This window comes from Streptomyces sp. NPDC058620 (assembly GCF_042717135.1).
In the GTDB taxonomy this organism is placed as follows: domain Bacteria; phylum Actinomycetota; class Actinomycetes; order Streptomycetales; family Streptomycetaceae; genus Streptomyces.
The window spans coordinates 17,804-41,561 of record NZ_JBHXQO010000045.1; the positions used below are offsets into that span (position 1 = coordinate 17,804).

Annotated in this window: 24 protein-coding genes; 6 read left to right on the forward strand and 18 right to left on the reverse strand. The window is 71.0% G+C overall.

The window, feature by feature from the left end:
• Positions 1–12 precede the first annotated feature (12 nt).
• The 4 genes from mgt (at position 13) to ACFWSK_RS29215 (ending at position 4,153) form a co-directional block, all read left to right on the forward strand.
• Positions 13–1,212, forward strand: a complete 1,200-nt coding sequence (gene mgt, locus ACFWSK_RS29200; protein WP_383792451.1) for a macrolide-inactivating glycosyltransferase — start codon at positions 13–15, stop codon at positions 1,210–1,212.
• A gap of 333 nt (positions 1,213–1,545) precedes the next feature.
• Positions 1,546–2,748, forward strand: coding sequence for a S8 family peptidase (locus tag ACFWSK_RS29205; protein WP_383792454.1), 1,203 nt, complete (start codon positions 1,546–1,548; stop codon positions 2,746–2,748).
• A 262-nt stretch (positions 2,749–3,010) separates the two neighbouring features.
• Positions 3,011–3,394 carry a DUF4440 domain-containing protein gene (locus ACFWSK_RS29210; protein ID WP_383792457.1) on the forward strand — a complete coding sequence of 128 codons (384 nt, stop codon included), beginning with the start codon at positions 3,011–3,013 and terminating at the stop codon, positions 3,392–3,394.
• A gap of 126 nt (positions 3,395–3,520) precedes the next feature.
• Positions 3,521–4,153 carry a DsbA family protein gene (locus tag ACFWSK_RS29215; protein WP_383792460.1) on the forward strand — a complete coding sequence of 211 codons (633 nt, stop codon included), beginning with the start codon at positions 3,521–3,523 and terminating at the stop codon, positions 4,151–4,153.
• Between the two features lie 16 nt (positions 4,154–4,169).
• On the opposite strand, the gene ACFWSK_RS29220 is transcribed toward ACFWSK_RS29215, so the two are convergent.
• The 15 genes from ACFWSK_RS29220 to ACFWSK_RS29290 form a co-directional block, all read right to left on the reverse strand.
• Positions 4,170–4,928: a sirohydrochlorin chelatase gene (locus ACFWSK_RS29220; RefSeq protein ID WP_383792463.1), complete on the reverse strand. Its 759-nt coding sequence runs from the start codon at positions 4,926–4,928 to the stop codon at positions 4,170–4,172.
• A 7-nt stretch (positions 4,929–4,935) separates the two neighbouring features.
• The gene (locus ACFWSK_RS29225) at positions 4,936–5,814 is read right to left on the reverse strand and encodes an ABC transporter permease (RefSeq protein ID WP_383792466.1); all 879 of its coding nucleotides are present in this window, start codon (positions 5,812–5,814) and stop codon (positions 4,936–4,938) included.
• Positions 5,801–6,592, reverse strand: a complete 792-nt coding sequence (locus ACFWSK_RS29230; protein WP_383792468.1) for an ABC transporter ATP-binding protein — start codon at positions 6,590–6,592, stop codon at positions 5,801–5,803. The genes ACFWSK_RS29225 and ACFWSK_RS29230 overlap by 14 nt, the downstream gene beginning before the upstream one ends.
• Before the next feature lie 43 nt (positions 6,593–6,635).
• On the reverse strand, positions 6,636–7,751 hold the full coding sequence (locus ACFWSK_RS29235) for an aliphatic sulfonate ABC transporter substrate-binding protein (RefSeq protein WP_383792471.1): 1,116 nt from the start codon (positions 7,749–7,751) through the stop codon (positions 6,636–6,638).
• A 234-nt stretch (positions 7,752–7,985) separates the two neighbouring features.
• Complete coding sequence (locus tag ACFWSK_RS29240; RefSeq protein WP_383792473.1) at positions 7,986–9,338, reverse strand: sulfate adenylyltransferase subunit 1; 1,353 nt, start codon at positions 9,336–9,338, stop codon at positions 7,986–7,988.
• A 1-nt stretch (position 9,339) separates the two neighbouring features.
• Positions 9,340–10,275, reverse strand: a complete 936-nt coding sequence (gene cysD, locus ACFWSK_RS29245) for a sulfate adenylyltransferase subunit CysD (RefSeq protein WP_383792475.1) — start codon at positions 10,273–10,275, stop codon at positions 9,340–9,342.
• On the reverse strand, positions 10,272–10,841 hold the full coding sequence (gene cysC, locus ACFWSK_RS29250; protein WP_328906563.1) for an adenylyl-sulfate kinase: 570 nt from the start codon (positions 10,839–10,841) through the stop codon (positions 10,272–10,274). Before cysC ends, cysD begins: the two co-directional genes overlap by 4 nt.
• A complete protein-coding gene (locus ACFWSK_RS29255) occupies positions 10,841–11,557 on the reverse strand; it encodes a phosphoadenylyl-sulfate reductase (protein ID WP_383792478.1) in 717 nt (238 codons plus the stop codon). The genes cysC and ACFWSK_RS29255 overlap by 1 nt, the downstream gene beginning before the upstream one ends.
• Positions 11,554–11,733 carry a hypothetical protein gene (locus tag ACFWSK_RS29260; RefSeq protein ID WP_328906565.1) on the reverse strand — a complete coding sequence of 60 codons (180 nt, stop codon included), beginning with the start codon at positions 11,731–11,733 and terminating at the stop codon, positions 11,554–11,556. Before ACFWSK_RS29260 ends, ACFWSK_RS29255 begins: the two co-directional genes overlap by 4 nt.
• The gene (locus tag ACFWSK_RS29265) at positions 11,730–13,427 is read right to left on the reverse strand and encodes a nitrite/sulfite reductase (protein ID WP_383792481.1); all 1,698 of its coding nucleotides are present in this window, start codon (positions 13,425–13,427) and stop codon (positions 11,730–11,732) included. The genes ACFWSK_RS29260 and ACFWSK_RS29265 overlap by 4 nt, the downstream gene beginning before the upstream one ends.
• Positions 13,428–13,541: 114 nt before the next feature.
• Positions 13,542–13,625, reverse strand: coding sequence for a putative leader peptide (locus ACFWSK_RS29270; RefSeq protein WP_309486338.1), 84 nt, complete (start codon positions 13,623–13,625; stop codon positions 13,542–13,544).
• A gap of 119 nt (positions 13,626–13,744) precedes the next feature.
• Positions 13,745–14,341: a GNAT family N-acetyltransferase gene (locus ACFWSK_RS29275; RefSeq protein WP_383792485.1), complete on the reverse strand. Its 597-nt coding sequence runs from the start codon at positions 14,339–14,341 to the stop codon at positions 13,745–13,747.
• A gap of 90 nt (positions 14,342–14,431) precedes the next feature.
• On the reverse strand, positions 14,432–15,661 hold the full coding sequence (locus ACFWSK_RS29280) for a peptidoglycan DD-metalloendopeptidase family protein (protein ID WP_383792488.1): 1,230 nt from the start codon (positions 15,659–15,661) through the stop codon (positions 14,432–14,434).
• A gap of 126 nt (positions 15,662–15,787) precedes the next feature.
• Positions 15,788–17,014, reverse strand: a complete 1,227-nt coding sequence (locus tag ACFWSK_RS29285; protein ID WP_383792491.1) for a GAF domain-containing protein — start codon at positions 17,012–17,014, stop codon at positions 15,788–15,790.
• A 259-nt stretch (positions 17,015–17,273) separates the two neighbouring features.
• Positions 17,274–18,911: an acyl-CoA dehydrogenase family protein gene (locus ACFWSK_RS29290; RefSeq protein ID WP_383792494.1), complete on the reverse strand. Its 1,638-nt coding sequence runs from the start codon at positions 18,909–18,911 to the stop codon at positions 17,274–17,276.
• A 104-nt stretch (positions 18,912–19,015) separates the two neighbouring features.
• Between ACFWSK_RS29290 and ACFWSK_RS29295 the strand changes: the two genes are divergently transcribed.
• A complete protein-coding gene (locus ACFWSK_RS29295) occupies positions 19,016–20,074 on the forward strand; it encodes a YihY/virulence factor BrkB family protein (RefSeq protein ID WP_383792497.1) in 1,059 nt (352 codons plus the stop codon).
• Between the two features lie 13 nt (positions 20,075–20,087).
• The gene (locus ACFWSK_RS29300; protein ID WP_383792500.1) at positions 20,088–20,942 is read left to right on the forward strand and encodes a helix-turn-helix domain-containing protein; all 855 of its coding nucleotides are present in this window, start codon (positions 20,088–20,090) and stop codon (positions 20,940–20,942) included.
• Here the strand turns inward: ACFWSK_RS29300 and ACFWSK_RS29305 are convergent.
• The 3 genes from ACFWSK_RS29305 to ACFWSK_RS29315 all read right to left on the reverse strand — a co-directional run bounded on the left by ACFWSK_RS29305 (position 20,882) and on the right by ACFWSK_RS29315 (position 23,723).
• Positions 20,882–21,274 carry a VOC family protein gene (locus tag ACFWSK_RS29305; RefSeq protein WP_383792504.1) on the reverse strand — a complete coding sequence of 131 codons (393 nt, stop codon included), beginning with the start codon at positions 21,272–21,274 and terminating at the stop codon, positions 20,882–20,884. The two genes, ACFWSK_RS29300 and ACFWSK_RS29305, sit on opposite strands and share 61 nt — an antisense overlap.
• Before the next feature lie 94 nt (positions 21,275–21,368).
• On the reverse strand, positions 21,369–22,907 hold the full coding sequence (locus ACFWSK_RS29310; RefSeq protein WP_383792506.1) for a 3-hydroxyacyl-CoA dehydrogenase: 1,539 nt from the start codon (positions 22,905–22,907) through the stop codon (positions 21,369–21,371).
• Between the two features lie 36 nt (positions 22,908–22,943).
• Positions 22,944–23,723 (reverse strand): CoA-transferase subunit beta, encoded by a 780-nt coding sequence (locus ACFWSK_RS29315; protein WP_383792509.1) that lies wholly within the window; start codon positions 23,721–23,723, stop codon positions 22,944–22,946.
• Positions 23,724–23,758 lie beyond the last annotated feature (35 nt).

Genomic DNA, 23,758 nt, shown 5'->3' on the forward strand with positions numbered 1-23,758 from the left:
TATGGTGAGCGCATGACGGAATCTCCGCGTGCCCACATCGCCATGTTCTCCATCGCCGCCCACGGGCACGTGAACCCGAGCCTCGAAGTCATCCGGGAGCTCGTCGCCCGTGGGTACCGCGTCAGTTACGCCATCCCCGCCTCCTTCGCCGAGAAGGTCGCGGCCACCGGAGCCGAACCGGTGCTCTACACCTCGGTGCTGCCCGTGGACGACGACCCGGACGCCTGGGGCACCGAGCTGATCGACAACGTCGAGCCGTTCCTCGACGACGCCATCCAGGCGCTGCCCCAGCTCGCCGCAGCCTTCGAAGGGGACGAACCGGACCTCGTCCTGCACGACATCACCTCCTACCCGGCCCGCGTCCTCGCCCACCGCTGGGGGGTTCCCGCCGTCTCCCTCTGGCCCAACCTGGTCCCCTGGGACGGGTACGAGGAAGAGGTCGGCGAGCCCATGACCGCCGCGCTGCGGCAGACCGAGCGGGGCAGGGCCTACTACGCGCGCTTCGCGGCCTGGCTCGCGGAGAACGGCCTGGGTGACGTGTCGTCGGACGACTTCGTGGCCAGGCCCCGCCGCGCACTCGTCCTCATCCCCGAGGCGCTCCAGCCGCACGCCGACCGGGTGGACCGCTCCGTCCACACCTTCGTGGGCGCGTGCCAGGGCGACCGGGCCGACCAGGGAGGGTGGCAGCGCCCGGCCGGCGCCGAGAAGGTGCTGCTGGTCTCCCTCGGCTCCTCGTTCACGAAGCAGCCCGCCTTCTACCGCGACTGCGTCGAAGCCTTCGGTGATCTGCCCGGCTGGCACGTCGTGCTGCAGATCGGTGCCCATGTCGACCCGTCCGAACTCGGGGACGTACCCGCCACCGTGGAGGTGCGTCCATGGGTGCCGCAGCTCGCGGTGCTCAGGCAGGCGGACGCCTTCATCACCCACGCGGGCGCGGGCGGCAGTCAGGAAGGGCTCGCCACCGGCACCCCGATGGTCGCCGTTCCGCAGGCCGTCGACCAGTTCGGCAACGCGGACATGCTCCAGGCACTCGGCGTCGCCCGGCATCTCCCGATGGAGGAGGCGAACGCGAAGACGCTGCGCGAGGCCGTGCTCGCGCTCCTCGACGATCCGCAGGTGGCGGCCAGGGCCGCCGCCGTACGGGAGCGGATGGCACAGGAGGGCGGCACCGAGCGGGCGGCCGACCTCATCGAGGCCGAACTGCCCGGGTGACGGCCGCCGTCGCCTTCCGTTCGAGGGCATGGGCGTAATCAAGCCGTCTCCCCCCGCCGTTCCATGCATGCGGGCGCGTCCCTCTCCGTTCCACGGAGGGCGACGCGCCCGCCGTCGCGATACAAGGTGCATACACATAAAGGCAGTTGGCGGTCGTGTCGGACTTGACCGGGCGTGGCCGATTTTTTATTACGAAACCTTGTTGAGTAAGTCACAGCTCCATGAAGGTCTTGATCTGAGCGTGTCAATCGGTCAGGGTTTCGAGCCAGCCCCCGGAGATCTTCCGGCCGAGGGCGAATCCCCCCACAAAGAATGACGAGGAGATCCCTCTTCATGGCAATTCACAAGCGCGCACGCCGGATCAAGCTGACCGCGGCGATAACCGCGGTGGCAGCGGCAGCCGGAGTCACCCTTCTCTCCACCTCGCTCGCGGGAGCCTCACCGGCCCCCGCGATGGGCACGGTCTACGGCGCGGACGCGGCAACCGCCGTCTCCGGCAGTTACATCGTGATCCTGGACGAGAAGGCCAACAAGGCGAAGCTGGCCGAGGAGTACGGCGGCAAGCTCAAGCGGAACTACAAGTCCGCCATCAACGGCTTCTCCGCCAACGGCCTTTCGGAGACCGAGGCCAAGCGCCTCGCCGCCGACCCGGCCGTCGACAAGGTCGTCCAGAACAAGAAGTTCACCGCAAGCGCCACCCAGGACAACCCGCCGTCCTGGGGCCTCGACCGGATCGACCAGGCCGAGACCGCCGGTGACAAGGCGTACGCCTACCCGGACGCAGCGGGTGAAGGCGTCACGGCGTACGTCATCGACACCGGTGTCCGCGTCACGCACAGCGACTTCGAGGGCCGCGCCACATCGGGCTTCGACGCCGTGGACAACGACGACAACGCCGACGACGGAAACGGCCACGGCACGCACGTGGCCGGCACCATCGCCGGAGCGGCCCACGGAGTCGCAAAGAAGGCGAAGATCGTGGCCGTCCGCGTGCTCGACGACGCGGGCTCCGGCACCACCGAGCAGGTCGTCGCGGGCATCGACTGGGTCACCGCGAACCACGAGGGCCCGTCCGTCGCCAACATGAGCCTCGGCGGCAGCGCGGACCCGGCACTCGACGCCGCGGTCCAGAAGGCCATCGCCTCCGGCGTCACCTTCGGTGTGGCCGCCGGGAACGAGTCCAGCGACGCGGGCGAGGGCTCCCCCTCCCGTGTCCCGGAGGCCATCACGGTCGCCTCGTCCACGGTGGACGACGAGCAGTCGTCGTTCTCCAACTTCGGCTCGGTCGTGGACGTCTACGCCCCCGGCTCGGACATCACGTCGGCGTGGAACGACAGCGACGACGGTACGAAGACCATCTCCGGTACGTCCATGGCGACCCCGCACGTCGTGGGCGCCGCCGCCGTCTACCTCGGCGGACACCAGGACGCCACTCCGGAGCAGGTCGCCGCGGCGCTGACCGGGGGAGCCACCCCCGACGCCATCTCCAACGCGACCCAGGGCACGGCGAACAAGCTGCTGAAGGTCGTCGAGTAACCGACCCGACGAGCAGTGGCCGGGCGGCGGTCGGCAGCCGCCGCCGCCCGGCAGCACCGAATCCGCGGCCGCCGTGCCTTCCCCCACGGGGCGCGGCGGCCGCCCCGGCCGGGAACATCGTCCTATGGTGTGCCCATGACCACGACGTACACGGCTTCCCCGCGCGGGGCCGGGCCGGTACGAGGCGGCCGCACGGCCGCGGTGGCATCGCCACGGCGACCCTTGACCGGAACGCCCCTGCGGAACCAGTGGAGATGAACACGTGACAGAACCGTCGCCCGCCGTGGCCGCGGCCATCGACGGAGAGCTGCGCCTCCTGGACCCCGTGGTCCGTGCCTCCGCGGAACTCCTCGTCTCGCTGCTCCACTCCGAGTTCCGCGAGATCGGCACCAGCGGCCGGCTCTGGAACCGGGACTCGATCATCGCCGCACTCACCGCAGCCGACGCCCCGAGCCCCGGCCCGCTGACGGCGTCGCGGATGCAGGGCGTCCAGCTCAGCACCGACTTCGTGCACCTCACCTTCGACACCGAGTCCAAGGGACTGCACTCCCACCGCAGTTCCCTGTGGCGGCGCACCGAGAACGGCTGGCTCCTCTACTTCCACCAGGCCACGCCGTACGTCGACGATCCGTTCGCCGAGATCTGAGGGAGCGGGCGCGGGGACGCGGGCGCGGGGACGTGGTACCTCGCGAACCCCACCGGCAAGTGGCCCGGCCGACGGGCCCGTGATTGGCCCACATGAGTGTGCCAATGGCTGCCTAGCCTGATCCGTATGACTCCTCACCAGAACATCACCACGGGCAGGACCGTCGTCGACTTCTACTTCGACGCGGCCTGCCCGTTCGCCTGGATCGCCTCCCGGTGGATGCTGGAGGTCGAGCAGCAGCGCGACATCGAGCTCCGCTTCCACGTCATGAGCCTCCACCTCCACAACACCGGCAACGAACTCCCCGACTGGTACCGCGACCTCGTCGACAGATCGATCGGTCCGGCACGGGTCGCGGCCGCCGCCTCGGCCGCTCACGGCGACGGCGTCCTGCGCGACCTCTACACCGCGCTCGGTACCCGTATCCACCAGCAGAAGAACGAGGACTTCGACGCCGTGACCATGGAGGCGCTGGCCGAACTCGGTCTGCCCGCCGGCCTCGCGTCCGCCGCGCACTCGGAGAAGTACGACGAAGCGGTCCGCCTCAGCCACGAGCGGGGGACGGACCCGGCGGCGGACGCCTACGTCGGCACGCCCACCATCCATGTCGACGGCACGGTCTGGTTCGGACCCGTGCTCGACTCGATCCCCAGGGGCGAGGAGGCGGCCCGGCTCTTCGACAGTTTCCGGGTGCTCGCGGGCCACCCGGGATTCTTCGAGCTGAAGCGCGCCCGCACCGGCAGCCTGTCGTTCGACTGACGGCCGGCCCGGGGGTTCAGCCCGCCGCCGCGAACCGTTCCGCGACGCGCGCCTCGTCGTACCGCCGCACCAGCAGCCGCGCCAGCTCGGGCGCGGCGCCGAGGACATCGGCCACCACGTCCGCCCCGGCGGCACCCGCGAGGATACGGTCCGGGAGGCGTCCGGGGGCGATGACGTACGGGGCCACCGCCACCCGCCGCACGCCTTCGGCGCGAAGGGACCGTATCGCGTCCTCGGGACGGGGAAAGCCCCCAGGAAGAACAGCGGAGGCGAACGCAGGCCGCACGGCGCACCAACCGGTGTGCCGCAGCTCCCGCGCGATTTCAGCGATCACTGCGATCGCCTCCGGGTCTGTGGAGCCCGCCGAGGCCAGGACGAGCCCGGTCGAGCTCTTGTCGCCGGGAGAGACCCCGGCCTCGTACAACCGCTGTTCCAGCGCCGCGTTCAGGTGCGGCGACGGGCCCAGGACCTCGGCCTGCCGGACACGCAGCCTCGGCAGGCGGGTGCGGGCCTCGCGCAGCACCGAAGGGATGTCCGTCTTGGCGTGGAAGGCCCGGGTGAGGAGCAGGGGCAGCGTGACGACGTCCTGCGCACCCTCCGCGGCCAGGCGTTCCAGCAGCCGGGGCACGGAGGGAGCGTTGAACTCCAGGAACCCCGTCTCCACACGCAGCCCCGGCCGCAGCGCCCGTACCCGCTCGGTGAGCGCGTGCACGGTCGCCGCGTGCCGCGGATCGCGGCTGCCGTGGGCGATGACGAGGAGGACAGGGGACGGCATGACGGACTCAGCTCTTCACGAGGAGGCCGCGGCTGCGCAGGACCCACCGCTCCAGTGGACTGAAGATGAGCAGGTCGATCGCGATGCCGACGAACAGGATGAGGAGGATCGAGAGGAAGATCCCCGGCATGTCGAAGTTGTTGCGGCCGTTCTCCAGCAACTGCCCGAGCCCGAGCCCGAGATCGGGCGACGAGGCGATGATCTCGGCCGCCATCAGTGAGCGCCAGGAGAAGGCCCAGCCCTGCTTGAGGCCCGCCAGATAGCCGGGCAGAGCGGCCGGCAGCACGATGTGCCAGGTGCCGCGCAGCCCGGTCGCACCGAGGGTGCGGCCCGCCCGGATGACCAGCGGAGGCACCTGGTCGACGCCGGACACCAGCCCGTTGGCGATCGAGGGCACCGCACCCAGCAGGATCACCGCGTACATCATCTTGTCGTTGAGCCCGAGCCAGATCACGGCCGGTGCCACCCAGGCCACGGAGGGCAGGGACTGCAGACCGGACAGGATCGGGCCGATGGCGGACCGGACGAACTTCACCCGGGCGACCAGCAGACCCAGCGGCGTGCCCAGGGCGACGGCCAGCATGAATCCGAGCAGACCACGCGAGACGCTGGTCCAGATGACCTCCAGCAGGGTCCCCTGGAACCACATGTCGACCGCGCTGTCCCAGACGGCGGACGGCGGCGGCAGCTTGTAGTCCTCGGTGACCTGCGCGGTGACCAGCAGCTGCCAGGCCGCCACCACCAGCACCACCGCGAGCAGCGGCGGCAGGACCTTGGTGACCAGGACCTCGCGCACCGGGGTCCGCCGCACCTGCACGGCGTCCAGCGCGTCGAGACCGGCTTCGAGACCGGCCAGATCGTCGGTCTTGATGTCAGTGCTGGCCATGTCGGCGGATCTCCCCACGCAGTTGTTCGGTGATCTCGACGGACAGCTCCGCCACGGCGGTGTCCTCGATACGGCGCGGATGCTCGATGTCGACCGACCACTCCCGGGCGATCCGGCCCGGCCGGGACGACAGCAGGACCACCCGCTGCGCGAGGCGCACCGCCTCCCGCACGTTGTGGGTGACGAAGAGGACCGAGGCGTTCGTCTCGCGCCAGATCCGGGTCAGCTCGTCGTGCAGCACATCGCGGGTGATGGCGTCGAGCGCGGCGAACGGCTCGTCCATCAGCAGGAGCCGGCTGTCCTGGGCGAGCGCGCGGGCCATCGCCACCCGCTGCCGCATGCCTCCCGATAGTTCGTGCACCCGCTTGCCGAACGCCCCGCCCAGCCGGACGAGTTCGAGCAGCCGCTCGGCCTCCGGACGGCGGTCCTGCTTCGGCACCCCGCGCAGCCGCAGGGCGAGTTCGATGTTCTTGCCCGCGGTCAGCCACGGGAAGAGGGCGTGCTCCTGGAACATCAGGGCCGGCCGCCCGCCGGGGGTCTCGATGGACCCCGCGGTCGGGCGGTCGAGTCCGGCCACCAGGTTGAGCAGGGTCGACTTCCCGCACCCGGAGGCTCCCAGGAGGGTGACGAACTCGCCGGGAGCGACATCGAGTGTGATGTCGTCCAGGACGAGCTGCTGACCCGTGGGTCCTGCGAAGGACTTCGAGACGTGCGAAAGACGAGCGGCGTGCTCGACCGTCGCACGGTCCTCGGCCTTGGTGAGGGTGGTGGTCGCCATGGTCGTCACCTCCTGGGAATCCTGGTACGGATGGGCGGTCGGGCTACTTGACGCCGAGACCGGCGTCGCTGACCTCGGGCTTGCCCGCGGCCTTCAGGATCTTGTTGAGCGGCTTGAGGTCGTAGATGCCCGTCAGGTTCGTCTCCTCCAGGAGACCGGCCTTCACGGCGTGGTCCGCCTGGGCGTCGAGCGTGGCGGCCAGCGGGTCGTCCGTGAACTGGATGGACTTCCACGCCGGGTCGATGACCTCCGGGGCCAGCGGCTTACCGCTGAGCTCCTTGAGCGCGGCGTTGGCCGACGCCTTCGCCTTGTCCGGGTTGGCGTTGATCCAGGCGTTGGTGTTCACCGAACCCCGCAGCACCGCCTGGACCACGTCCGGGTGCTCCGAGAGGAACTTCTGCGACACGATGATGTTCGTGATCACGAACTTGTTGTCGGGCCACAGCGACGACTCGTCGAGGAGCACCTTCCCGCCCTCGGCGACCAGCTTGGACGCGGTCGGCTCCGGCACCCAGGCGCCGTCGAGCGAGCCCGCCTTGAAGGCGTCCGGAGTCACCTTGTTGTCCGAACGGACCACGGAGACGTCGCCCTTGCCGCTCTGCGCGTCGACCTTCCAGCCCTTCTCGGAGATCCAGTTCAGGAATGCCACGTCCTGGGTGTTGCCGAGCTGGGGAGTGGCGATCTTCTTGCCCTTGAGGTCGTCCAGGGTCTTGATCTTCTTCGGGTCGACGACCAGCTTCACGCCGCCGGAGGCCGAACCGCCCACGATCCGCAGGCTCTTGCCCTCGGACTTGGAGAAGCCGTTGATGGCGGGGGAGGGGCCGATGAACCCGATGTCGATCGAACCCGCGTTGAGCGCCTCGATCTCGGAGGGGCCGGCGTTGAACGTCGAGGACTTGACCTCGGTGCCGCCCAGCTCCTTGGCGATCAGACCCTCCTGGATACCGACCAGGGCGGTGGCGTGCGTGAGATTCGGGAAGTAGCCGATCTTCACGCTGTCCGCGGAGAGCTTCTTGCCGCCGGCGGCGACGTTCGCCTTCTTGGCGTCGTCGTCCTTGGCCTCGGAGCCGTAACCGCAGGCCGAGAGCACCACGGCGAGCAGCGGCAGGGCGGTGGCAGCGGCAAGGCTGCGGCGAACGGTGGAACGTGGGGCAGACACGGGAGGCTTTCCTCTCGTCGGCCCGGTGCTCACGTCCCCCGGAAGTCCGGGGACGCGGCCGGGCGGTCGGCAGATCTTCGTCTGAACAGGCGGTGCGGTTGGTGCGAGCGGGCGCGCAGGCAGTGCGCGTACGTCATCACGCACATCGCCCGACGCCGCCCTGGCCGCTGCCGAGGGCGCCGCTGCCGACCCGGCCGCCCTCCTTCGCGAAGGTCGAGAAGACATCGGTGGTCATCAGAAGTCCCATTCGGCGTCGTCGCCAGCCGGGGCCTCGTCCTGCGCGGCGCCGGCCACCTCGGCGAACGAGGCGCCCGCCATGCCGGCGGAGAGCGTGGTGCCGTCCGCGGGGTCGATCAGCAGGAACGAGCCGGTGCGCCGCGAGTCCGCGTACGCGTCGAGCGCGAGCGGTTCGGCGGTGCGTACGACGACCCGGCCGATGTCGTTGGCGACCAGCTGCCCCGGAGCGGGGTGCTGGGAGAGGTCGTCCAGGGTCAGGCGTGACGGGATGTCCTTGACGATCGCCTTCACCGTCCGGGTGGTGTGCTTGAGCAGCACCCGCTGGCCCACCGAGAGCGGCTGGTCGGCCACGTGGCAGACGGTCGCCTCGACGTCCTGGGTGACCGCGGGCGCGTCCCCGGTGGGGGCGAGCAGGTCACCGCGCGAGACGTCGACGTCGTCGGCCAGCCGGATGGTGACGGACTGCGGCGCCCAGGCGACGTCGACGCTCTCGCCGAGCGCGTCGATCCCCGCGATCGTCGAGGTGCGACCCGAGGGCAGCACGGTGACGGACTCGCCGACGCGGAAGGCTCCCGCGGCGATCTGTCCCGCGTATCCGCGGTAGTCGGGGTGCTCGGCGGTCTGCGGGCGGATGACGTACTGGACGGGGAACCGGGCGTGGCAGGCGGTGAGGTCATGACTGACCGGCACCGTCTCCAGGTGCTCCAGCACGGTCGGGCCGCCGTACCAGTCCATGTTCGCCGAGGGTTCCACGACGTTGTCACCGGCGAGTGCGGAGATCGGGATCGCGGTGATCTCCGGGACGCCGAGGGACGCCGCGTACGCGGTGAACTCCTTGGCGATGGCGGCGAACACGGGCTCCGCGTACTCGACGAGGTCCATCTTGTTGACGGCCAGGACCACGTGCGGGACGCGCAGGAGCGCGGCGACGGCGGCGTGCCGGCGGGTCTGCTCGACGACGCCGTTGCGGGCGTCGACCAGGACCACCGCCAGTTCGGCGGTCGAGGCGCCGGTGACCATGTTGCGGGTGTACTGCACATGACCGGGGGTGTCCGCGAGGATGAACCGGCGGGCCGGTGTGGCGAAGTAGCGGTAGGCGACGTCGATGGTGATGCCCTGCTCGCGCTCGGCCCGCAGGCCGTCGGTCAGCAGCGCCAGGTCGGGCGCCTCCTGACCCCGGTTGCGGGACGCGTGCTCGACGGCCTCCAACTGGTCGGTGAGGATCGACTTCGAGTCGTGCAGAAGCCGTCCCACCAGGGTGGACTTGCCGTCGTCGACCGAGCCCGCGGTGGCGAACCGAAGCAGCGTGGTGGTCGACACCTGGCCGGCCTGCTGGGTGGGTGTGGTCATGTTAGAAGTACCCCTCGCGCTTGCGGTCTTCCATCGCGGCCTCGGACATCTTGTCGTCGGCCCGCGTCGCGCCCCGCTCGGTGAGCCGGGAGGCGGCGATCTCGGTGATCACGGCGTCCAGCGTGGTGGCGTCGGAGTCGACGGCGCCGGTGCAGGACATGTCGCCGACGGTGCGGTAGCGCACCAGCCGGGTCTCGACCGTCTCGTGGTCCTTGGGACCGCCCCACTCGCCCGCGGTGAGCCACATGCCGGAGCGGTTGAAGACCTCGCGCTCGTGGGCGAAGTAGATCTCCGGGAGCTCGATGCCCTCGCGCTCGATGTACTGCCAGACGTCGAGCTCGGTCCAGTTGGAGATCGGGAAGACCCGCACGTGCTCGCCGGGGGCGTGGCGGCCGTTGTAGAGCTGCCACAGCTCGGGGCGCTGGCGGCGCGGGTCCCACTGGGAGAACTCGTCGCGCAGGGAGAAGACCCGCTCCTTGGCGCGTGCCTTCTCCTCGTCACGGCGTCCTCCGCCGAACACGGCGTCGAAGCGCAGCTGCTGGATGGCCTCGGTCAGCGGGACGGTCTGGAGGGGGTTGCGGGTGCCGTCCGGGCGCTCGCGGAGCTTCCCGGCGTCGATGTACTCCTGCACGGAGGCGACGTGGAGCCGCAGCCCGTGCTTCTCGACGGTGCGGTCCCGGTACTCCAGGACCTCGGGGAAGTTGTGCCCGGTGTCCACGTGCAGCAGCGTGAACGGCACCGGCGCGGGCGCGAACGCCTTGAGCGCCAGGTGCAGCATCAGGATCGAGTCCTTGCCGCCGGAGAACAGGATCACCGGCCGCTCGAACTCACCCGCGACCTCGCGGAAGATGTGCACCGCCTCGGACTCGAGGGAGTCCAGGTGGCTGAGCGCGTAAGGATGGACGGTGCCTTCCGGCACAGTGGCGACGGTCGTCACGCCAGGCCCCTCTCGGTGAGCAGCGCACGAAGCGCGCTTGCGGACTCCTGCACGGTCTGCTGGTGCGACTCGATCCGCAGATCGGGCGACTCGGGTGCCTCGTAGGGGTCGTCGACCCCGGTCAGGCCACTGATCTCGCCCGCTGCCTGCTTGGCGTAAAGGCCCTTCACATCACGCTCGGAGCACACCTCGACGGGGGTGGCGACGTGCACCTCCAGGTACGCGGTGCCCTCGGTCCGGTGGCGCTTGCGGACGGCGTCGCGGCTGTCCGCGTACGGCGCGATGACCGGGACCAGCACCTTCACGCCGTTCGCCGCCAGCAGTTCGGCGACGAAGCCGATCCGCTGGACGTTGGTGTGGCGGTCCTCGCGGGAGAAGCCGAGCCCGGCGGAGAGGAACTCCCGGATCTCGTCACCGTCGAGCACCTCCACCTTGTGCCCGTCACCGCGCAGCCGGCCCGCCAGCTCGTACGCGATGGTCGTCTTGCCCGCGCTCGGCAGACCGGTCAGCCAGACGGTGGCCCCTGTCTCCGTCACGCTCATCGAAGTCTCCTGATCCGTTGTCATCAGCCGTGCAGTCCGCACTCGGTCTTGCCCCGCCCGGCCCACCGGCCGGCCCGTGCGTCCTCGCCCTCCAGCACCCGCCGGGTGCAGGGCGCGCAGCCCACGGAGGCGTACCCGTCCATGAGCAGCGGGTTGGTCAGTACGCCGTGTTCGGCGACGTAGGCGTCCACGTCGTCCTGCGTCCACGAGGCGATGGGCGAGATCTTGACCTTGCGGCGCTTCTCGTCCCAGCCGACCACCGGGGTGTTCGCCCGGGTCGGGGACTCGTCCCGCCGCAGGCCGGTGGCCCATGCGGTGTACGACGTCAGGCCGTCCTCGAGGGGCTTGACCTTCCGCAGTGCGCAGCAGAGGTCGGGGTCGCGGTCGTGCAGCTTCGGCCCGTACACGGCGTCCTGCTCGGCCACCGTCTGCCGGGGGGTGAGGGTGATGACGTTCACGTCCATCACGGCGTCCACCGCGTCCCGGGTCCCGATGGTCTCCTCGAAGTGGTAGCCGGTGTCGAGGAACACCACGTCCACACCGGGCGCGACACGCGAGGCGAGATGCGCGACCACCGCGTCCTCCATGGAGGAGGTGACGCAGAAGCGGGTGCCGAACGTGTCGGTCGCCCATTTCAGGATGTCGGGCGCGGAGGCGTTCTCCAGCTCGCGGCCCGCGCGTTCGGCGAGTTCCCGCAGGGCCTCGTCGGTGAGCTCGGCGGCATGCAGAGTGTCCGTCATATCCCGTCCCCTTCAACGTCGTTGCGCTTCAGGCCCTGGGACAGCAGCCCCAGGAACTTCAGCTGGAACGCGCGGTTGCAGGAGGCACATTCCCAGGCGCCGTGCCCGGTCTCGTGCGGACGCAGGTCCTCGTCGCCGCAGTACGGGCAGTAGAACGGCGCGGCTCGCTCGCTCATGACAGCGACTCCGCACTGGCCCGGGCGGCCCAGGTCGCGAAGCGCTCGTCGTCCTCGCGCTCCTCCTGGAAGCGGCCGAGCACGCGCTCGACGTAGTCGGGCAGTTCGGCCGAAGTGACCTTGAGACCACGGACCTTGCGGCCGAAGCCGGCCTCCAGGCCCAGGGCGCCGCCGAGGTGTACCTGGTAGCCCTCGACCTGGTTGCCCTCACCGTCGAGCATGAGCTGGCCCTTGAGGCCGATGTCGGCCGTCTGGATACGGGCGCACGCGTTCGGGCAGCCGTTGATGTTGATCGTCAGCGGCTCCTCGAACTCCGGCATGCGGCGCTCCAGTTCGTCGATGAGCGAGGCGCCGCGCGCCTTCGTCTCGACGATCGCCAGCTTGCAGAACTCGATGCCGGTGCAGGCCATCGTGCCGCGCCGGAACGGCGACGGCTTCACCTGGAAGTCCAGCGCCTCCAGACCGGAGACCAGTGAGTCGATCTGGTCCCGCTCCACATCGAGGATGATCATCTTCTGCTCGACGGTGGTGCGCAGCCGGTCGGAGCCGTGCGCGGCCGCGAGGTCGGCGATCTTCGCCAGGGTGGAGCCGTCCACGCGTCCGACGCGCGGGGCGAAGCCGACGTAGAACCGGCCGTCCCGCTGCTCGTGGACACCGATGTGGTCGCGCCAGCGGGAGGTGGGCTGCGCGGGGGCCGGGCCGTCCAGCAGCGGGCGCTTGAGGTACTCGTCCTCCAGCACCTGGCGGAACTTGGCGGGACCCCAGTCGGCCATCAGGAACTTGAGGCGGGCGCGGGTCCGCAGCCGGCGGTAACCGTAGTCGCGGAAGATACCGACGACTCCGGCCCAGACGTCCGGGACCTCGTCGAGCGGCACCCAGGTGCCGAGCCGCTCCGCGAGCCTCGGGTTGGTGGAGAGCCCGCCGCCGACCCAGACGTCGAAACCGGGGCCGTGCTCGGGGTGGTCGACGCCGACGAACGCGATGTCGTTGATCTCGTGGACCACGTCCTGCACCGGCGAGCCGGAGATGGCGGTCTTGAACTTGCGGGGCAGGTTCGAGAACTCGGGGCTGCCGATGTAGCGGTCGTGGATCTCGTCGACCGCCGGGGTGCCGTCGATGATCTCGTCAGCGGCGATCCCCGCCACCGGGGAGCCGATGATCACGCGGGGGCAGTCGCCGCACGCCTCGGTGGTGGAGAGCCCGACGGCCTCCAGCTTCTCCCAGATCGCCGGAACGTCCTCGATGCGGATCCAGTGCAGCTGGACGTTCTGCCGGTCGGTGATGTCGGCGGTGCCCCGTGCGTACTCCTGCGAGATCTCACCGATGACCCGCAGCTGGGCGGTGGTCAGCCGGCCGCCGTCGATGCGGACGCGGAGCATGAAGAAACGGTCGTCCAGCTCCTCCGGCTCCAGGATCGCGGTCTTGCCGCCGTCGATGCCGGGCTTGCGCTGGGTGTACAGGCCCCACCAGCGCATGCGTCCACGAAGGTCGTTGGGGTCGATCGAGTCGAAGCCGCGCTTGGAGTAGATCGTCTCAATGCGTGTCCGCACGTTGAGACTGTCGTCGTCCTTCTTGAACTGCTCGTTCCCGTTGAGCGGGGTGAAGTGCCCCATCGCCCATTGGCCCTCGCCACGGTGGCGTCCGGCCTTGCGGCGGGGCGCGGTGGTCGCAGGCTGTTCCGGGGTGGCGGCCATGACAATACGTCCTTCGGGACTGCGGGAGGGCGGCTCTGAACTGCACACTCGCGCGTGGGCGCGGCGGTGCGCTGGGTCAGCAGAGGTAAAGGGATCTCGGCGGTGCTGGGTGTCTCAGCTCGCCGGACAGATGGCGCTGGACATGCGGCCGAGGTCGACGTGCCGCCGACTCACCAAGGCAATTCCAGTTCCAGACATGACGGAAGCGTGTCACGCGCAGTTCCGAGCAGTCCACCACGATCCACGATGTGGACGACATGGTCTCGAAGAGTGAGACGCTGTGTCGTCCGTCACTCCCGGAGGGTCGACAAGTCGACTCAGTCCGTGCGTGCACCGGGCCAGGGGCCGGGTGTCTCCACCTCGGTCTCCTGCTCGATCCGGGTGTCGAAGAGCCGGAAACCCCGGCGCAGGTAGTTGTCCATCGCGTGCGGACCGTCCTTGGAGCACGTGTGGAGCCAGACCCGCTTCGTCGGCGTCCGTTCCGGCCACCGCTCGGCGAGGTCCCAGGCGCGCGCCACACCCACCGAGAGGAGGTGTCCGCCGATGCGCCGTCCCCGGAAGGCGGGAATCAGGCCGAAGTACATGATCTCCACGGCGCCGTCGTCCTGCGGGTCGAGCTCCACGTAACCGGCCGGGGTGCCGTTCTCGTACGCCACCCAGGTCTCGGCGCCTGGCCGGTCCAGGGTCTCCTGCCACTGCGCGTACGACAGGCCCAGCCGGTCGGTCCACTGGATGTCGCCGCCGACCGCCGTATAGAGGAAGCGGCTGAACTCCGGCAGCGGCCTCTCCGAGCGCACGACCCGTATCGCGTCCCCGGGGGCGGCCGAGGGCCGCAGGTCGGCGGGCGAGGTCTGCTCCAGGGACCAGATGGTCACCGCGGTGGTGGCGGGGCCGGGGCGCGAGGGGTTGCTCATACGGCCAGGGAATCATGCCGTTCGATTTCGGCCAAGGCGGGTCCGGGGTGAAGTGTCCGGAACCTGGGCCCGCCCCGGCTGCCGGTGGGCTCAGCAGTAGCCGTTGATCGCTCCGTTGACGCCCGTCCACATGTACGCGTCGCTCACCCACGTACCGTCCGAGAGCCTGTTCCAGAGGCTCGTGGTGCCGTAGCGGCCGGTGTGCGAGGTGCCGTTGCTGGAGCAGGACACCGTGACCGTGGCGCCGTCCGCCACGGACCCGCTGATGCCGTAGCCGGTGCCGGGACCCGTGCGCTTGTTGACCGAGCCGCCGCCGTTGGCGTCGATGACGCCCTGGTTCAGGCCGAGGGCGCCGTAGTTGTAGAGGTTGCCCCCGGCTCCGACGCGGGCGCTGCCGTGCAGCGCGGAGCCCTGGTAGGCGGCGCCGCCGTTCTCCATGACCCACTTGCCGAGTCCATGGCCGGCGAGGCCGACGTAGGCACTGTTCTGCCGCAGCCCGAAGTGGACGTGCCGCCCGTACGCGGCACCGCCGCACGTGACGTCCGTACCCGTGTAGCCGAGGTGGGCGCCGGCTCCCACGGCTGTTCCGTTGGCGCTTATGCTGCTCCACAGGTGGTAGTAGTCCGTGGAGTAGCCGCGGTCGTGGATGACCCGGACCCAGCCCGTGCACATCGTGTACGCGGTGCCGCCGCGCGTGGCGCGCACCGCCTGGTCACCGCCCGCGAAGTCCGCCGAGCTCCAGGGGGCCTCCGAGCCGCCCCAGCCGTGCGGCCCCGACGTCATGGTCCATGTCTGGCCATTGGCCCAGGGCAGCGCCATGCCCGTACGGAAGTCGCTTCCGGCGAGCGGGGTGATGCCGGTGGTGCGCGCGGTGGGCTGCTTGCCGTCCTGCTCGGCGAAGAGCGGCTTCTCGGCGGCCCTGGTGAGGGTGGAGCGGGCCGAGAGTTCGGCGAACCGCGGCTCGCCGTCGAACGCCACCTGCCAGGAGCCCTTGTCCCGGTGGGCGATGAACAGCCAGCCCTCCGGCATCCGGTCGGACCCGGGCTCCGTGGCCAGGACGGCGGTGCCATGGGCCCAGGCCCCGGCCTCGCGTGTCACCTCGACCACCGGCCGGTCGCCCGCGGCTGCCACGCCGGCCCGCCACTGCCCGCGCTCGTGCAGATGTCCGGTCACCGCGGCCTCGGGCCCGGGGGCGGCCGCAGCTGCCCCTGCCTCGCCGGCCACGGACGGCCCGACGGTGAGCAGCGTGCCGGCCGCTGCCACGGCCAGGGCCGTCACCATTCTCGTGATGGACGATGTGCGGCGTCTTCGATGCGACATCGGTCTGATTCCTCCGACGGGGCGCAGGCCGTTCCCGGAGGGCAGGTCTACGCGCATGGATACGTGGTCGGAATCAGACTCCCGGCAAGGTCTGTACATGACAAGAGGGCCTCGCGGCTCCCACCCCTACTGGCTCGCGGAGCCACGCGCCCCGAGCACCACCGGTGCCTTCGAATGCGGCAGCAGATCGGCTGGGTCCTCCGGGTGGATCACCTCGACCTCCACCCCGTCCCCGAAGCGGTACGGGCGGTGGGCGAGCACTTCCGCGAGATGGCGCCGCAGCCGCGAGATCTCCGCCCGGACCGTCACCGTCCTGGTCGGGTCGCCGAAGATGTCCTGCGCCAGCTCCGCCGCCGTACGCCCCTCACGGTGCAGCGCCAGCGCGTACAGCAGCTCCGCGTGGCGCGGCGAGAGCCGCTGGGTCCAGGTGCCCACCGGATTGACCACCTGGACCGTCAGCCCCCGGGCCCTGCTCAGATCCAGCACCACCCGGCGCGGGGGGCCGTCGAGGCTCGCGTCGGCCACCTGCACGAGCCAGCCGCCGGGCAGCGGCTCCACCCGGCACATGCCCAGCGACGGCAGCCACACCCGGCCCGCCTGCAAGGACTTCGGCAGAGGCAGCCGGTCCACCGGGGGCATGCCCGTGACCGCGGCCAGCCAGCCGTGGCTGTCGACCGCCAGCGCCGGGCCGTCGAGCCGGCAGAGGATCGGCGCGGCCACCGACCGCAGCCGCTCGATCGAGACCAGATGCCGCATCCGCAGCTCGCTTTCGGCGAGCCTGGCCACCGAGTCGACCAGTGCCAGCGTGGCCGGATGGAAGGTGCGGGCCGGTCCGCTGATGTCCAGGATGCCCACGAGCCTGTCGTCCCGGGGGTCGCGCACGGGAGCGGCGGCGCAGGTCCAGTGGTGCAGCGAGCGCACGAAGTGCTCGGAGGAGTGCACCTGGATCGGCTTGCGCGTGGCGAGCGTCGTGCCGATGGCGTTGGTGCCCGTTGACGTCTCCGACCACGCGGCTCCCTCCTCCAGACAGATCCCGTCGGCCTGGCGCATCACCGCCGCGTGTCCCTGACGCCACAGCACCCGGCCGTCCACATCGGTGACCACCATGATCTGCTGCGAGGCGTCGGCGATGGAGGCGAGACCGTCGCGCAGCAGCGGCATCACCTCGCCGAGCGTGGAGGCGTTCCGCCGGTGCTCGATCTCGTTCGACCCCAGCAGCTCGCTCTCGGTCGACTGGTCCGGATCGACGCCACTGCGCGCCACCCGGTCCCACGAGGCGTCGATCTCCGCCCGCGGGGCGGCCCCACGCTGCTGCCCGGCGCGGCTCGTCCGCATCACTCGTGCCCCCCTCATCACTCTTCCCTTGTCCCGGCTGCGGGGTGGGGGCCCGCGGACCGGCCGACCATGGTCGGGCAGTCCTATCCTGCCGCTGTCCGGCACCGCATGTCACCAATGCTTGCAACCCCTTGCAACTCTGGTCAGCGGGTGCAGGTCCGGACGAGAGTGACGGAACACCGCACTGCGGGGCCCGTGTCCCGCGGTCAGGTGTTGAACAAGCATGGAGGGTGGTGCCGTGTCGGCGCAGCACCACCCTCCGTCGCTCTTCCGCGTCCTAGCGGTCGCAGGCCCGTGCGCGCTCCACCACCGAGGCCAGACCGAGCTGGTGCGGCAGCGTCCCGAAGGCCGACCCCCAGTCCCCGCCCAGCCGTGACGCGCAGAACGCGTCGGCGACCTCCGGCGGCGCCCAGCGGATCAGCAGCGAACCCTGGAGCACCAGCGCCATCCGCTCGACGAGCCGCCTGGCCCGCGCCTCGACCGCTTCCAGGTCCGCCAGCTCGGTGAGCAGATCCTTGATCGCCCCGTCGAGGCGGTGATCGGCGCCCCGTGCCGCGCCGATCTCCTGGAGGAACGCGTCGAGCGCCTGCGGCTCGCGCTGCAACGCTCGCAGCACGTCCAGCGCCTGGACGTTCCCGGAGCCCTCCCAGATCGAGTTGAGCGGCGCCTCGCGGAGCAGGCGCGGCATGCCCGACTCCTCCACGTACCCGTTGCCGCCGAGGCACTCCAGCGCCTCGCCCACCACCGGGGCGCACCGCTTCGTTACCCAGTACTTGGCGGTGGGCACGGCGATCCGCAGGAACGCCCGCTCCTGCGGCGTATCGGCGTCGTACGCGGCGGCCAGCCGCAGCGCGAGCGTCGTCGCCGCCTCCGACTCCAGCGCCAGGTCGGCCAGTACGTTGCGCATCAGCGGCTTCTCGATCAGCAGACCGCCGAACGCGCTGCGGTACGCCGTGTGATGGATCGCCTGCGCCACCGCCTGCCGCATCAGCGCCGCCGAACCGACCACGCAGTCGAGCCGGGTGGCCGCCACCATCTCGATGATGGTGCGCACCCCGCGCCCCTCCTCGCCGACCCGGCGGGCCCACGTCCCGTCGAACTCGACCTCGCTGGACGCGTTGGACCTGTTGCCCAGTTTGTCCTTGAGGCGCTGGATGGCGAACACGTTCCTGGTCCCGTCCGGCAGCACCCGAGGCAGGAGGAAGCAGGTCAGCCCCCCGGGAGCCTGCGCGAGCACCAGGAAGCCGTCGGACATCGGCGCCGAACAGAACCACTTGTGACCCGTGAGCAGGTACTCCCCGTCCCCGGCCAGCGGTTCGGCCCGCGTCGTGTTGGACCGCACATCGGTGCCGCCCTGCTTCTCGGTCATGCCCATCCCGAAGAGCACGCCGGCCTTCTGCAGCGGGGGCCGCAGACCCTCCTCGTACACCTTCGACGTCAGCAGCGGCTCCCACTCGGCGGCCAGCGCCGGGTCGGTCCGCAGGGCTGGCACCGCCGCGTGGGTCATGGACAGCGGGCAGCCGTGGCCCGCCTCGCTCTGCGTCCACACCAGGAAACCGGCCGCACGCCGCACGTGACCGCCCGGCCTGCCCCAGGCGTCGGTCAGGCCGGCGGACACGGCGTGGCCCAGCAGCCGGTGCCAGGACGGATGGAAGTCCACCTCGTCGATGCGGTGGCCGTAGCGGTCGTGCGTACGCAGCTTCGGCGGGTTCTCGTTCGCCTGCGCACCCCATTCCTGCGCATGGACGGAACCGGCGGACCGGCCGAGCGTGCCGAGGTCCTCGCGCACCGTGGGGAGGAGATCCGGCGCGATGTGCCGCTCGACGGCCTCGGTGAGGGCGAGATCGGCATGGAAGACGTCATAGCCGACCAGCGGTGGAACCTGGTTGGTCACTGTGTGGGTGGTGGCTGCCATACAGCTACGGTAAGGAGGTGCAGGCAGCAAACGAAACACCCGGGCAGCCATCGGGTCGGCTCCACCGAGCTCGCGTTCTCTACCGCAACGTATCCAAGCGGCAGATGGCGTGGCAGTTGCTCAAGGACACCGTCAATTCGTGCATCGAGTACCGGATCCTCGGTCTCGCGGCCGAGGCGGCGTTCTTCACCCTCCTGTCGATGCCTCCGCTGCTGCTCGGCCTGATCGGGCTGCTCGGATACGTCGACGAGTGGACGACCACCACCACTGTCGCCTCAATCGAGCGCAACATCCTCAACGCGGCGCAGACGGTCCTCTCCGAGCGGGGCGTCAACGACTTCGCCAAGCCGTTGCTGGACGACGTGTCGACGGGGGCCCGTCCCGATGTCATCTCCATCGGCTTCGCGATCGCCCTCTGGTCCGGCTCGCGGGCGGTGAACGTCTTCATCGACACGATCACCGTCATGTACGGACTCGACGGCGAGCGGGGCATCGTCAAGACCCGGCTGCTCGCCTTCCTGCTGTACGTCATCGCGCTGCTGCTCGGCGCGGTGGTGCTGCCCCTGCTCGTGGTCGGCCCCGACCGCGTCGTGGAGTTCGTGCCCTGGGGCACGGAGGTCATAGCGGTCCTGTACTGGCCGCTGGTCATCCTGCTGACCATCGCGTTCCTCACGACGCTCTATCACGTGTCGGTGCCGGTCCGTTCGCCGTGGATCGAGGACGTGCCGGGCGCCCTGGTCGCCCTCGCCATGTGGGTGGTCGGCAGCTTCCTCCTGCGGATCTACCTCACCAGCACGGTCGAAGGCCCCACGATCTACGGTTCGTTGGCCGCCCCCATCGCTGTCCTGTTGTGGATCGGTATCTCCGCCTTCGCGGTATTGGTCGGAGCCGCGGTCAACGCGGCCATCGACCGGGTCTGGCCCTCGCTCGCGACCTCCGTGGCCCGTGCGGCCAACGAGCGGGCCCGCGCCGCGCAGGCGGCCGAGTTCGTGGCCCGCACCTGGTCCGCCGTCGCGGTGGGACAGGGGGACGACGACGAGGAGGACGAAGACGTGTACATGCCGTCCGAGTTCCCGGAGCGGTGGTCACGGTTCCTGCCGCCGGACGACGTGAAGTCCCGGCTGCACGGACCCCGTGACAGGGAGACGAAGCCAGGCCCGTAGGGAGAGGTCCCGGATGTACGAGGAGTGGGCGTCGCGCATGGGCGGTGCGGTCGTCTGGACGGTGGACCGGCAGGGCGGCCCCGCCCGGCCGGTCCTCCCCGACGGGTGCATGGACCTGCTCTGGACCGGTGGCCGGCTCCGGGTCGCGGGCCCCGACACCCACGCGTTCCTGGTGTCAGGCGAGTACGACGGGCCGTGCGCCGGGATCCGGTTCGCCCCCGGGACGGCGCCCGCGTTCTTCGGCGTACCGGCGTACGAGCTGCGGGACCGGCGGGTCGCCCTCGACGACCTCTGGCCCGCCGCCCACGTCCGCCGGCTCACCGAGCGGCTCGGCGAGGCGGCCGACCCCGCCGCCGCGCTGGAGAGCCTCGCCCGGCGCAGAGCGGCCGAGGCCGGACCGCCCGACCCGCTCGCGGTCGCCGTCGCCGCGCAGCTGGGCCGGGGCCGCACCGTCGCCGACACGGCCAGGGCCGCCGGCCTGGGCGCCCGCCAGCTGCACCGCCGCTCCCTGGCCGCGTTCGGCTACGGGCCCAAAACGCTGGCCAGGGTCCTGAGACTGCAACGGGCGCTGGGTCTCGTACGGTCCGGAATGCCGTACGCCGATGCCGCCTACGCCGCGGGCTGCACCGACCAGGCGCACCTCGCCCGCGAGATGCGGGACCTGGCCGGCACGACGCTCAGCGACTATCTGCGGGATACGGGCGACCGGGATGCGGGCGACGTGGGGACGGGCGACCGGGATACGGGCGACCGGGATGCGGGCGACGTGGAGACGGGCGACCGGGATGCGGGCGGGCTGAACACGGGCTACGAGGCGTTGGCGAAGAGGGACACCGCGCTGCCGTCCGGGTCGAGCACCACCGCGTAACGCTGCCCCCACACCGCGTCCCACGGCTTGAGACGGCCCTCGTAGCCGACGCCGGTCAGATCGCCGTACACGGCGTCGACCTCCGCCGGACTGTCGCAGAGGAAGGCGAGCCCGAGACGTTCCCCGCCGGCCGTGCCGGCCCAGTCGGGGTCGAAGGAGCGGACGACGTCCTCGGTGTCCCAGAGCAGGCGCATTCCGCCCGGCAGCGTCACCTCGACATGGGGTGCGGATTCGGCACCGGCGGGGATGTCGAGCCCGAGCCGGCGGTAGAAGGCGAGCGAGGCGCCCAGGTCCGCGGTGGTGATGCTGATCGCGTCGAGTCGTGGAGTCATGCACCGAATCTAGGACGGAGACGGCCCGTGGTCTTGTAAGAAACGGTCATGGGCCGGGCGCCGGGGTGTGCGTCCCCGGGCACCCGGCCCACCGCTACGCGCAGTCGGCGGGGGAGACGCCGGGGTCCGTCAGCGCGAGGCCGAGCTGAGCGCGTTCGGTGACCCAGCGGGTCGGACGGTGGCGCGGGTCGCCCGTCGAGGCGTGCAGCGCCCGGTGGAGCTCCAGCATCCGCCCGGCGCCGACGCGCTCGCCCCAGGCCAGTGGCCCGGCCGGGTAACCGAGCCCGGTCGTGACGGCCAGATCGATGTCGGCGGGCGTGGCGAGGGAGCGCTCCGCGATCGACGCGGCGACGGAGACCACGGAGGCGAGCAGCCGCTGCGCGACCGACCCCGCCGTGTCCCGGACCACCGACACGGCCCACGGCTCCTCGCCGTCCGCCGCCCGGGCGAGCACCGCGCGGGCGTCCCGCGCGGCGGCCGGGCTCGCGGCGGGCGTCACGGCGAGCACCCGTCGGCGGCCCGCCGCGGGCAGCGGGTCCACGCCGAACGTGCGGTCGGCGGACAGCCCCCGCGCGGCGACTGCGGCGGCCACCGTGGTGCCCCACACCGGGACGAGCACGACGGCGTCCGCGGCCGGCACCGGCCCGGCCGCCACGTTCGCGCCCGCCCCGGCCAGCTCGGCACGCAGCCGGGCCACGTCCGGGTCCGACACCTCGCCCACGACGTGCACCGGGCGGTCCGCGTCGCCCGTGACCGGCGGCTCAGGGGCGGGGGCCGGAGCCCCGGGGCCGTACGCGAACCAGCCCTGCCCGGTCTTGCGGCCGTGCAGGCCCGCCGTGACCCGGTTCGGGGTGAGGAAGGAGGGCCGGAGACGGTCCTCGTAACGGAAGCCCTGCCAGATCGAGTCGATCACCGCGGCCGTCACGTCGAGCCCGGTGAGGTCCATCAGCTCGAACGGGCCCATCCGCAGCCCCAGCACCTCGCGGGCGATCCGGTCGATGCCGGCCGGATCGGAGACCGACTCCTCCAGCAGCGCCAGCGCCTCGGTCACCAGCCCTCGCCCCGCGTGGTTGACCAGGAAGCCGGGGGTGTCGGCGACCGTGACCGCCCGGTGCCCGCAGCTCTCCACCAGCGCGGTGAGGGCCGGCGGGATCTCCGGGCGGGTGGCCGCGCCCGGCACCACCTCGACGATCTTCATCAGCGGCACCGGGTTGAAGAAGTGCAGCCCCGCGAGACGCGTCGGGTCCTGCAGCGTCGCGGCGATCCCGGTGACGGAGAGGGAGGAGGTGTTCGTCGCGAACACGGCCGAGGCGGGCAGCGCACGCTCCAGCCTGCCGAAGACCTCGGCCTTGGTCGCGGGGTCCTCCCGTACGGCCTCGATGACGAGCTCCACATCGGGGCCCGCCGCCCACGGGTCGTCGAGCGGCACGAGACGTCCGACCGTGGCCGCGCACTCCTCGGCGGAGAGGCGGCCCTTCCGCACGGCGCGCTCCAGCATGCCCGTCACGAACTCCAGGGCGTCCTTCACCGCCTCGGCGCGTACGTCGCACAACTCCACGGTGTGTCCTGCGGTCGCCGCCCACTGGGCGATGCCGCGGCCCATGGCTCCGGCGCCGACGATCCTGATCCGCATGGCAGTAACGGTCCTTTCGGTGGGTCGGATTTCGCCTCAGCGAAGATAGACGCGTTCGGGGTCGACTTCGTCGCGCAGCAGGCGCAGCTCGTCGGCGGTCGGGGGTTCGACCGTGGTGACCGTATCGGCGACCTGGAGGTCCCAGCCGGTCGCGGCCCTGACCTGGTCGACCGTGACGCCCGGCTGGACGGCGACCAGTCGCAGCTCGTGGCCGATGCCCTCACGGGCCAGGATGCCCAGTTCCGTGATGACCCGGGTGACGCCGGTACCGAGCGGCCGGATGCCCTCGGCGAGCGCCCGGTCGGGACCCGGGGTCGTGCAGAAGTCCAGCGGATCGGTGAAGGAACGCGGAGTGTGGCGGCGCATCACCACGAACACCTCGCGCGCGTTGGCCATCACCTCGATCCCGCCACCGGACCCCGGCAGCCGAACCGACGGGCTCTCCCAGTCGCCGATGACCGAGGTGTTGAGATTGCCCCAGCGGTCGATCTGGGCGGCCCCGAGGAACCCGACGTCGATGTGCCCGCCCTGCAGGACACAGCCGAACAGCGTGGGCATGGAGATCACCGCCTCGGCCCCCGTGATCAGGACGGCGTCCGCGATCGTCTCCGGCAGGTGAGAGGGGTGCGCGCCGCAGACCCCCGACTCGTACACCACCTCGATCTCCGGTGCGACCGTCAGATGCGCCAGCTCGGTGGCGAGCGTCGGCAGCCCGATGCCCGCGAACACCGTCCGGCGTGCGACGAGTTCGCGGGACGCCACGACGGACAACAGCTCCGACGAGGTGACGGGGGTGTCCTGTGCGGTGATGGTCATGGCCGGCTCCTTCTCGTATCCAGTACGCGCGGTCG

Excerpts from the sequence above, each read along its gene's own strand:
- ACFWSK_RS29260 (WP_328906565.1), bottom strand. The coding sequence starts at position 11,733 with ATGAGCGAGCGAGCCGCGCCGTTCTACTGCCCGTACTGCGGCGACGAG.
- ACFWSK_RS29280 (WP_383792488.1), bottom strand. The coding sequence starts at position 15,661 with ATGTCGCATCGAAGACGCCGCACATCGTCCATCACGAGAATGGTGACG.
- ACFWSK_RS29220 (WP_383792463.1), bottom strand. The coding sequence starts at position 4,928 with ATGCCGTCCCCTGTCCTCCTCGTCATCGCCCACGGCAGCCGCGATCCG.
- mgt (WP_383792451.1), top strand. The coding sequence starts at position 13 with ATGACGGAATCTCCGCGTGCCCACATCGCCATGTTCTCCATCGCCGCC.
- ACFWSK_RS29205 (WP_383792454.1), top strand. The coding sequence starts at position 1,546 with ATGGCAATTCACAAGCGCGCACGCCGGATCAAGCTGACCGCGGCGATA.
- ACFWSK_RS29255 (WP_383792478.1), bottom strand. The coding sequence starts at position 11,557 with ATGACGGACACTCTGCATGCCGCCGAGCTCACCGACGAGGCCCTGCGG.
- ACFWSK_RS29225 (WP_383792466.1), bottom strand. The coding sequence starts at position 5,814 with ATGGCCAGCACTGACATCAAGACCGACGATCTGGCCGGTCTCGAAGCC.
- ACFWSK_RS29290 (WP_383792494.1), bottom strand. The coding sequence starts at position 18,911 with ATGGCAGCCACCACCCACACAGTGACCAACCAGGTTCCACCGCTGGTC.
- ACFWSK_RS29240 (WP_383792473.1), bottom strand. The coding sequence starts at position 9,338 with ATGACCACACCCACCCAGCAGGCCGGCCAGGTGTCGACCACCACGCTG.
- ACFWSK_RS29295 (WP_383792497.1), top strand. The coding sequence starts at position 19,016 with ATGGCGTGGCAGTTGCTCAAGGACACCGTCAATTCGTGCATCGAGTAC.
- ACFWSK_RS29265 (WP_383792481.1), bottom strand. The coding sequence starts at position 13,427 with ATGGCCGCCACCCCGGAACAGCCTGCGACCACCGCGCCCCGCCGCAAG.
- ACFWSK_RS29215 (WP_383792460.1), top strand. The coding sequence starts at position 3,521 with ATGACTCCTCACCAGAACATCACCACGGGCAGGACCGTCGTCGACTTC.
- ACFWSK_RS29270 (WP_309486338.1), bottom strand. The coding sequence starts at position 13,625 with ATGTCTGGAACTGGAATTGCCTTGGTGAGTCGGCGGCACGTCGACCTC.
- ACFWSK_RS29305 (WP_383792504.1), bottom strand. The coding sequence starts at position 21,274 with ATGACTCCACGACTCGACGCGATCAGCATCACCACCGCGGACCTGGGC.
- ACFWSK_RS29275 (WP_383792485.1), bottom strand. The coding sequence starts at position 14,341 with ATGAGCAACCCCTCGCGCCCCGGCCCCGCCACCACCGCGGTGACCATC.
- cysC (WP_328906563.1), bottom strand. The coding sequence starts at position 10,841 with ATGACAACGGATCAGGAGACTTCGATGAGCGTGACGGAGACAGGGGCC.
- ACFWSK_RS29310 (WP_383792506.1), bottom strand. The coding sequence starts at position 22,907 with ATGCGGATCAGGATCGTCGGCGCCGGAGCCATGGGCCGCGGCATCGCC.
- ACFWSK_RS29300 (WP_383792500.1), top strand. The coding sequence starts at position 20,088 with ATGTACGAGGAGTGGGCGTCGCGCATGGGCGGTGCGGTCGTCTGGACG.
- ACFWSK_RS29230 (WP_383792468.1), bottom strand. The coding sequence starts at position 6,592 with ATGGCGACCACCACCCTCACCAAGGCCGAGGACCGTGCGACGGTCGAG.
- ACFWSK_RS29315 (WP_383792509.1), bottom strand. The coding sequence starts at position 23,723 with ATGACCATCACCGCACAGGACACCCCCGTCACCTCGTCGGAGCTGTTG.
- ACFWSK_RS29285 (WP_383792491.1), bottom strand. The coding sequence starts at position 17,014 with ATGAGGGGGGCACGAGTGATGCGGACGAGCCGCGCCGGGCAGCAGCGT.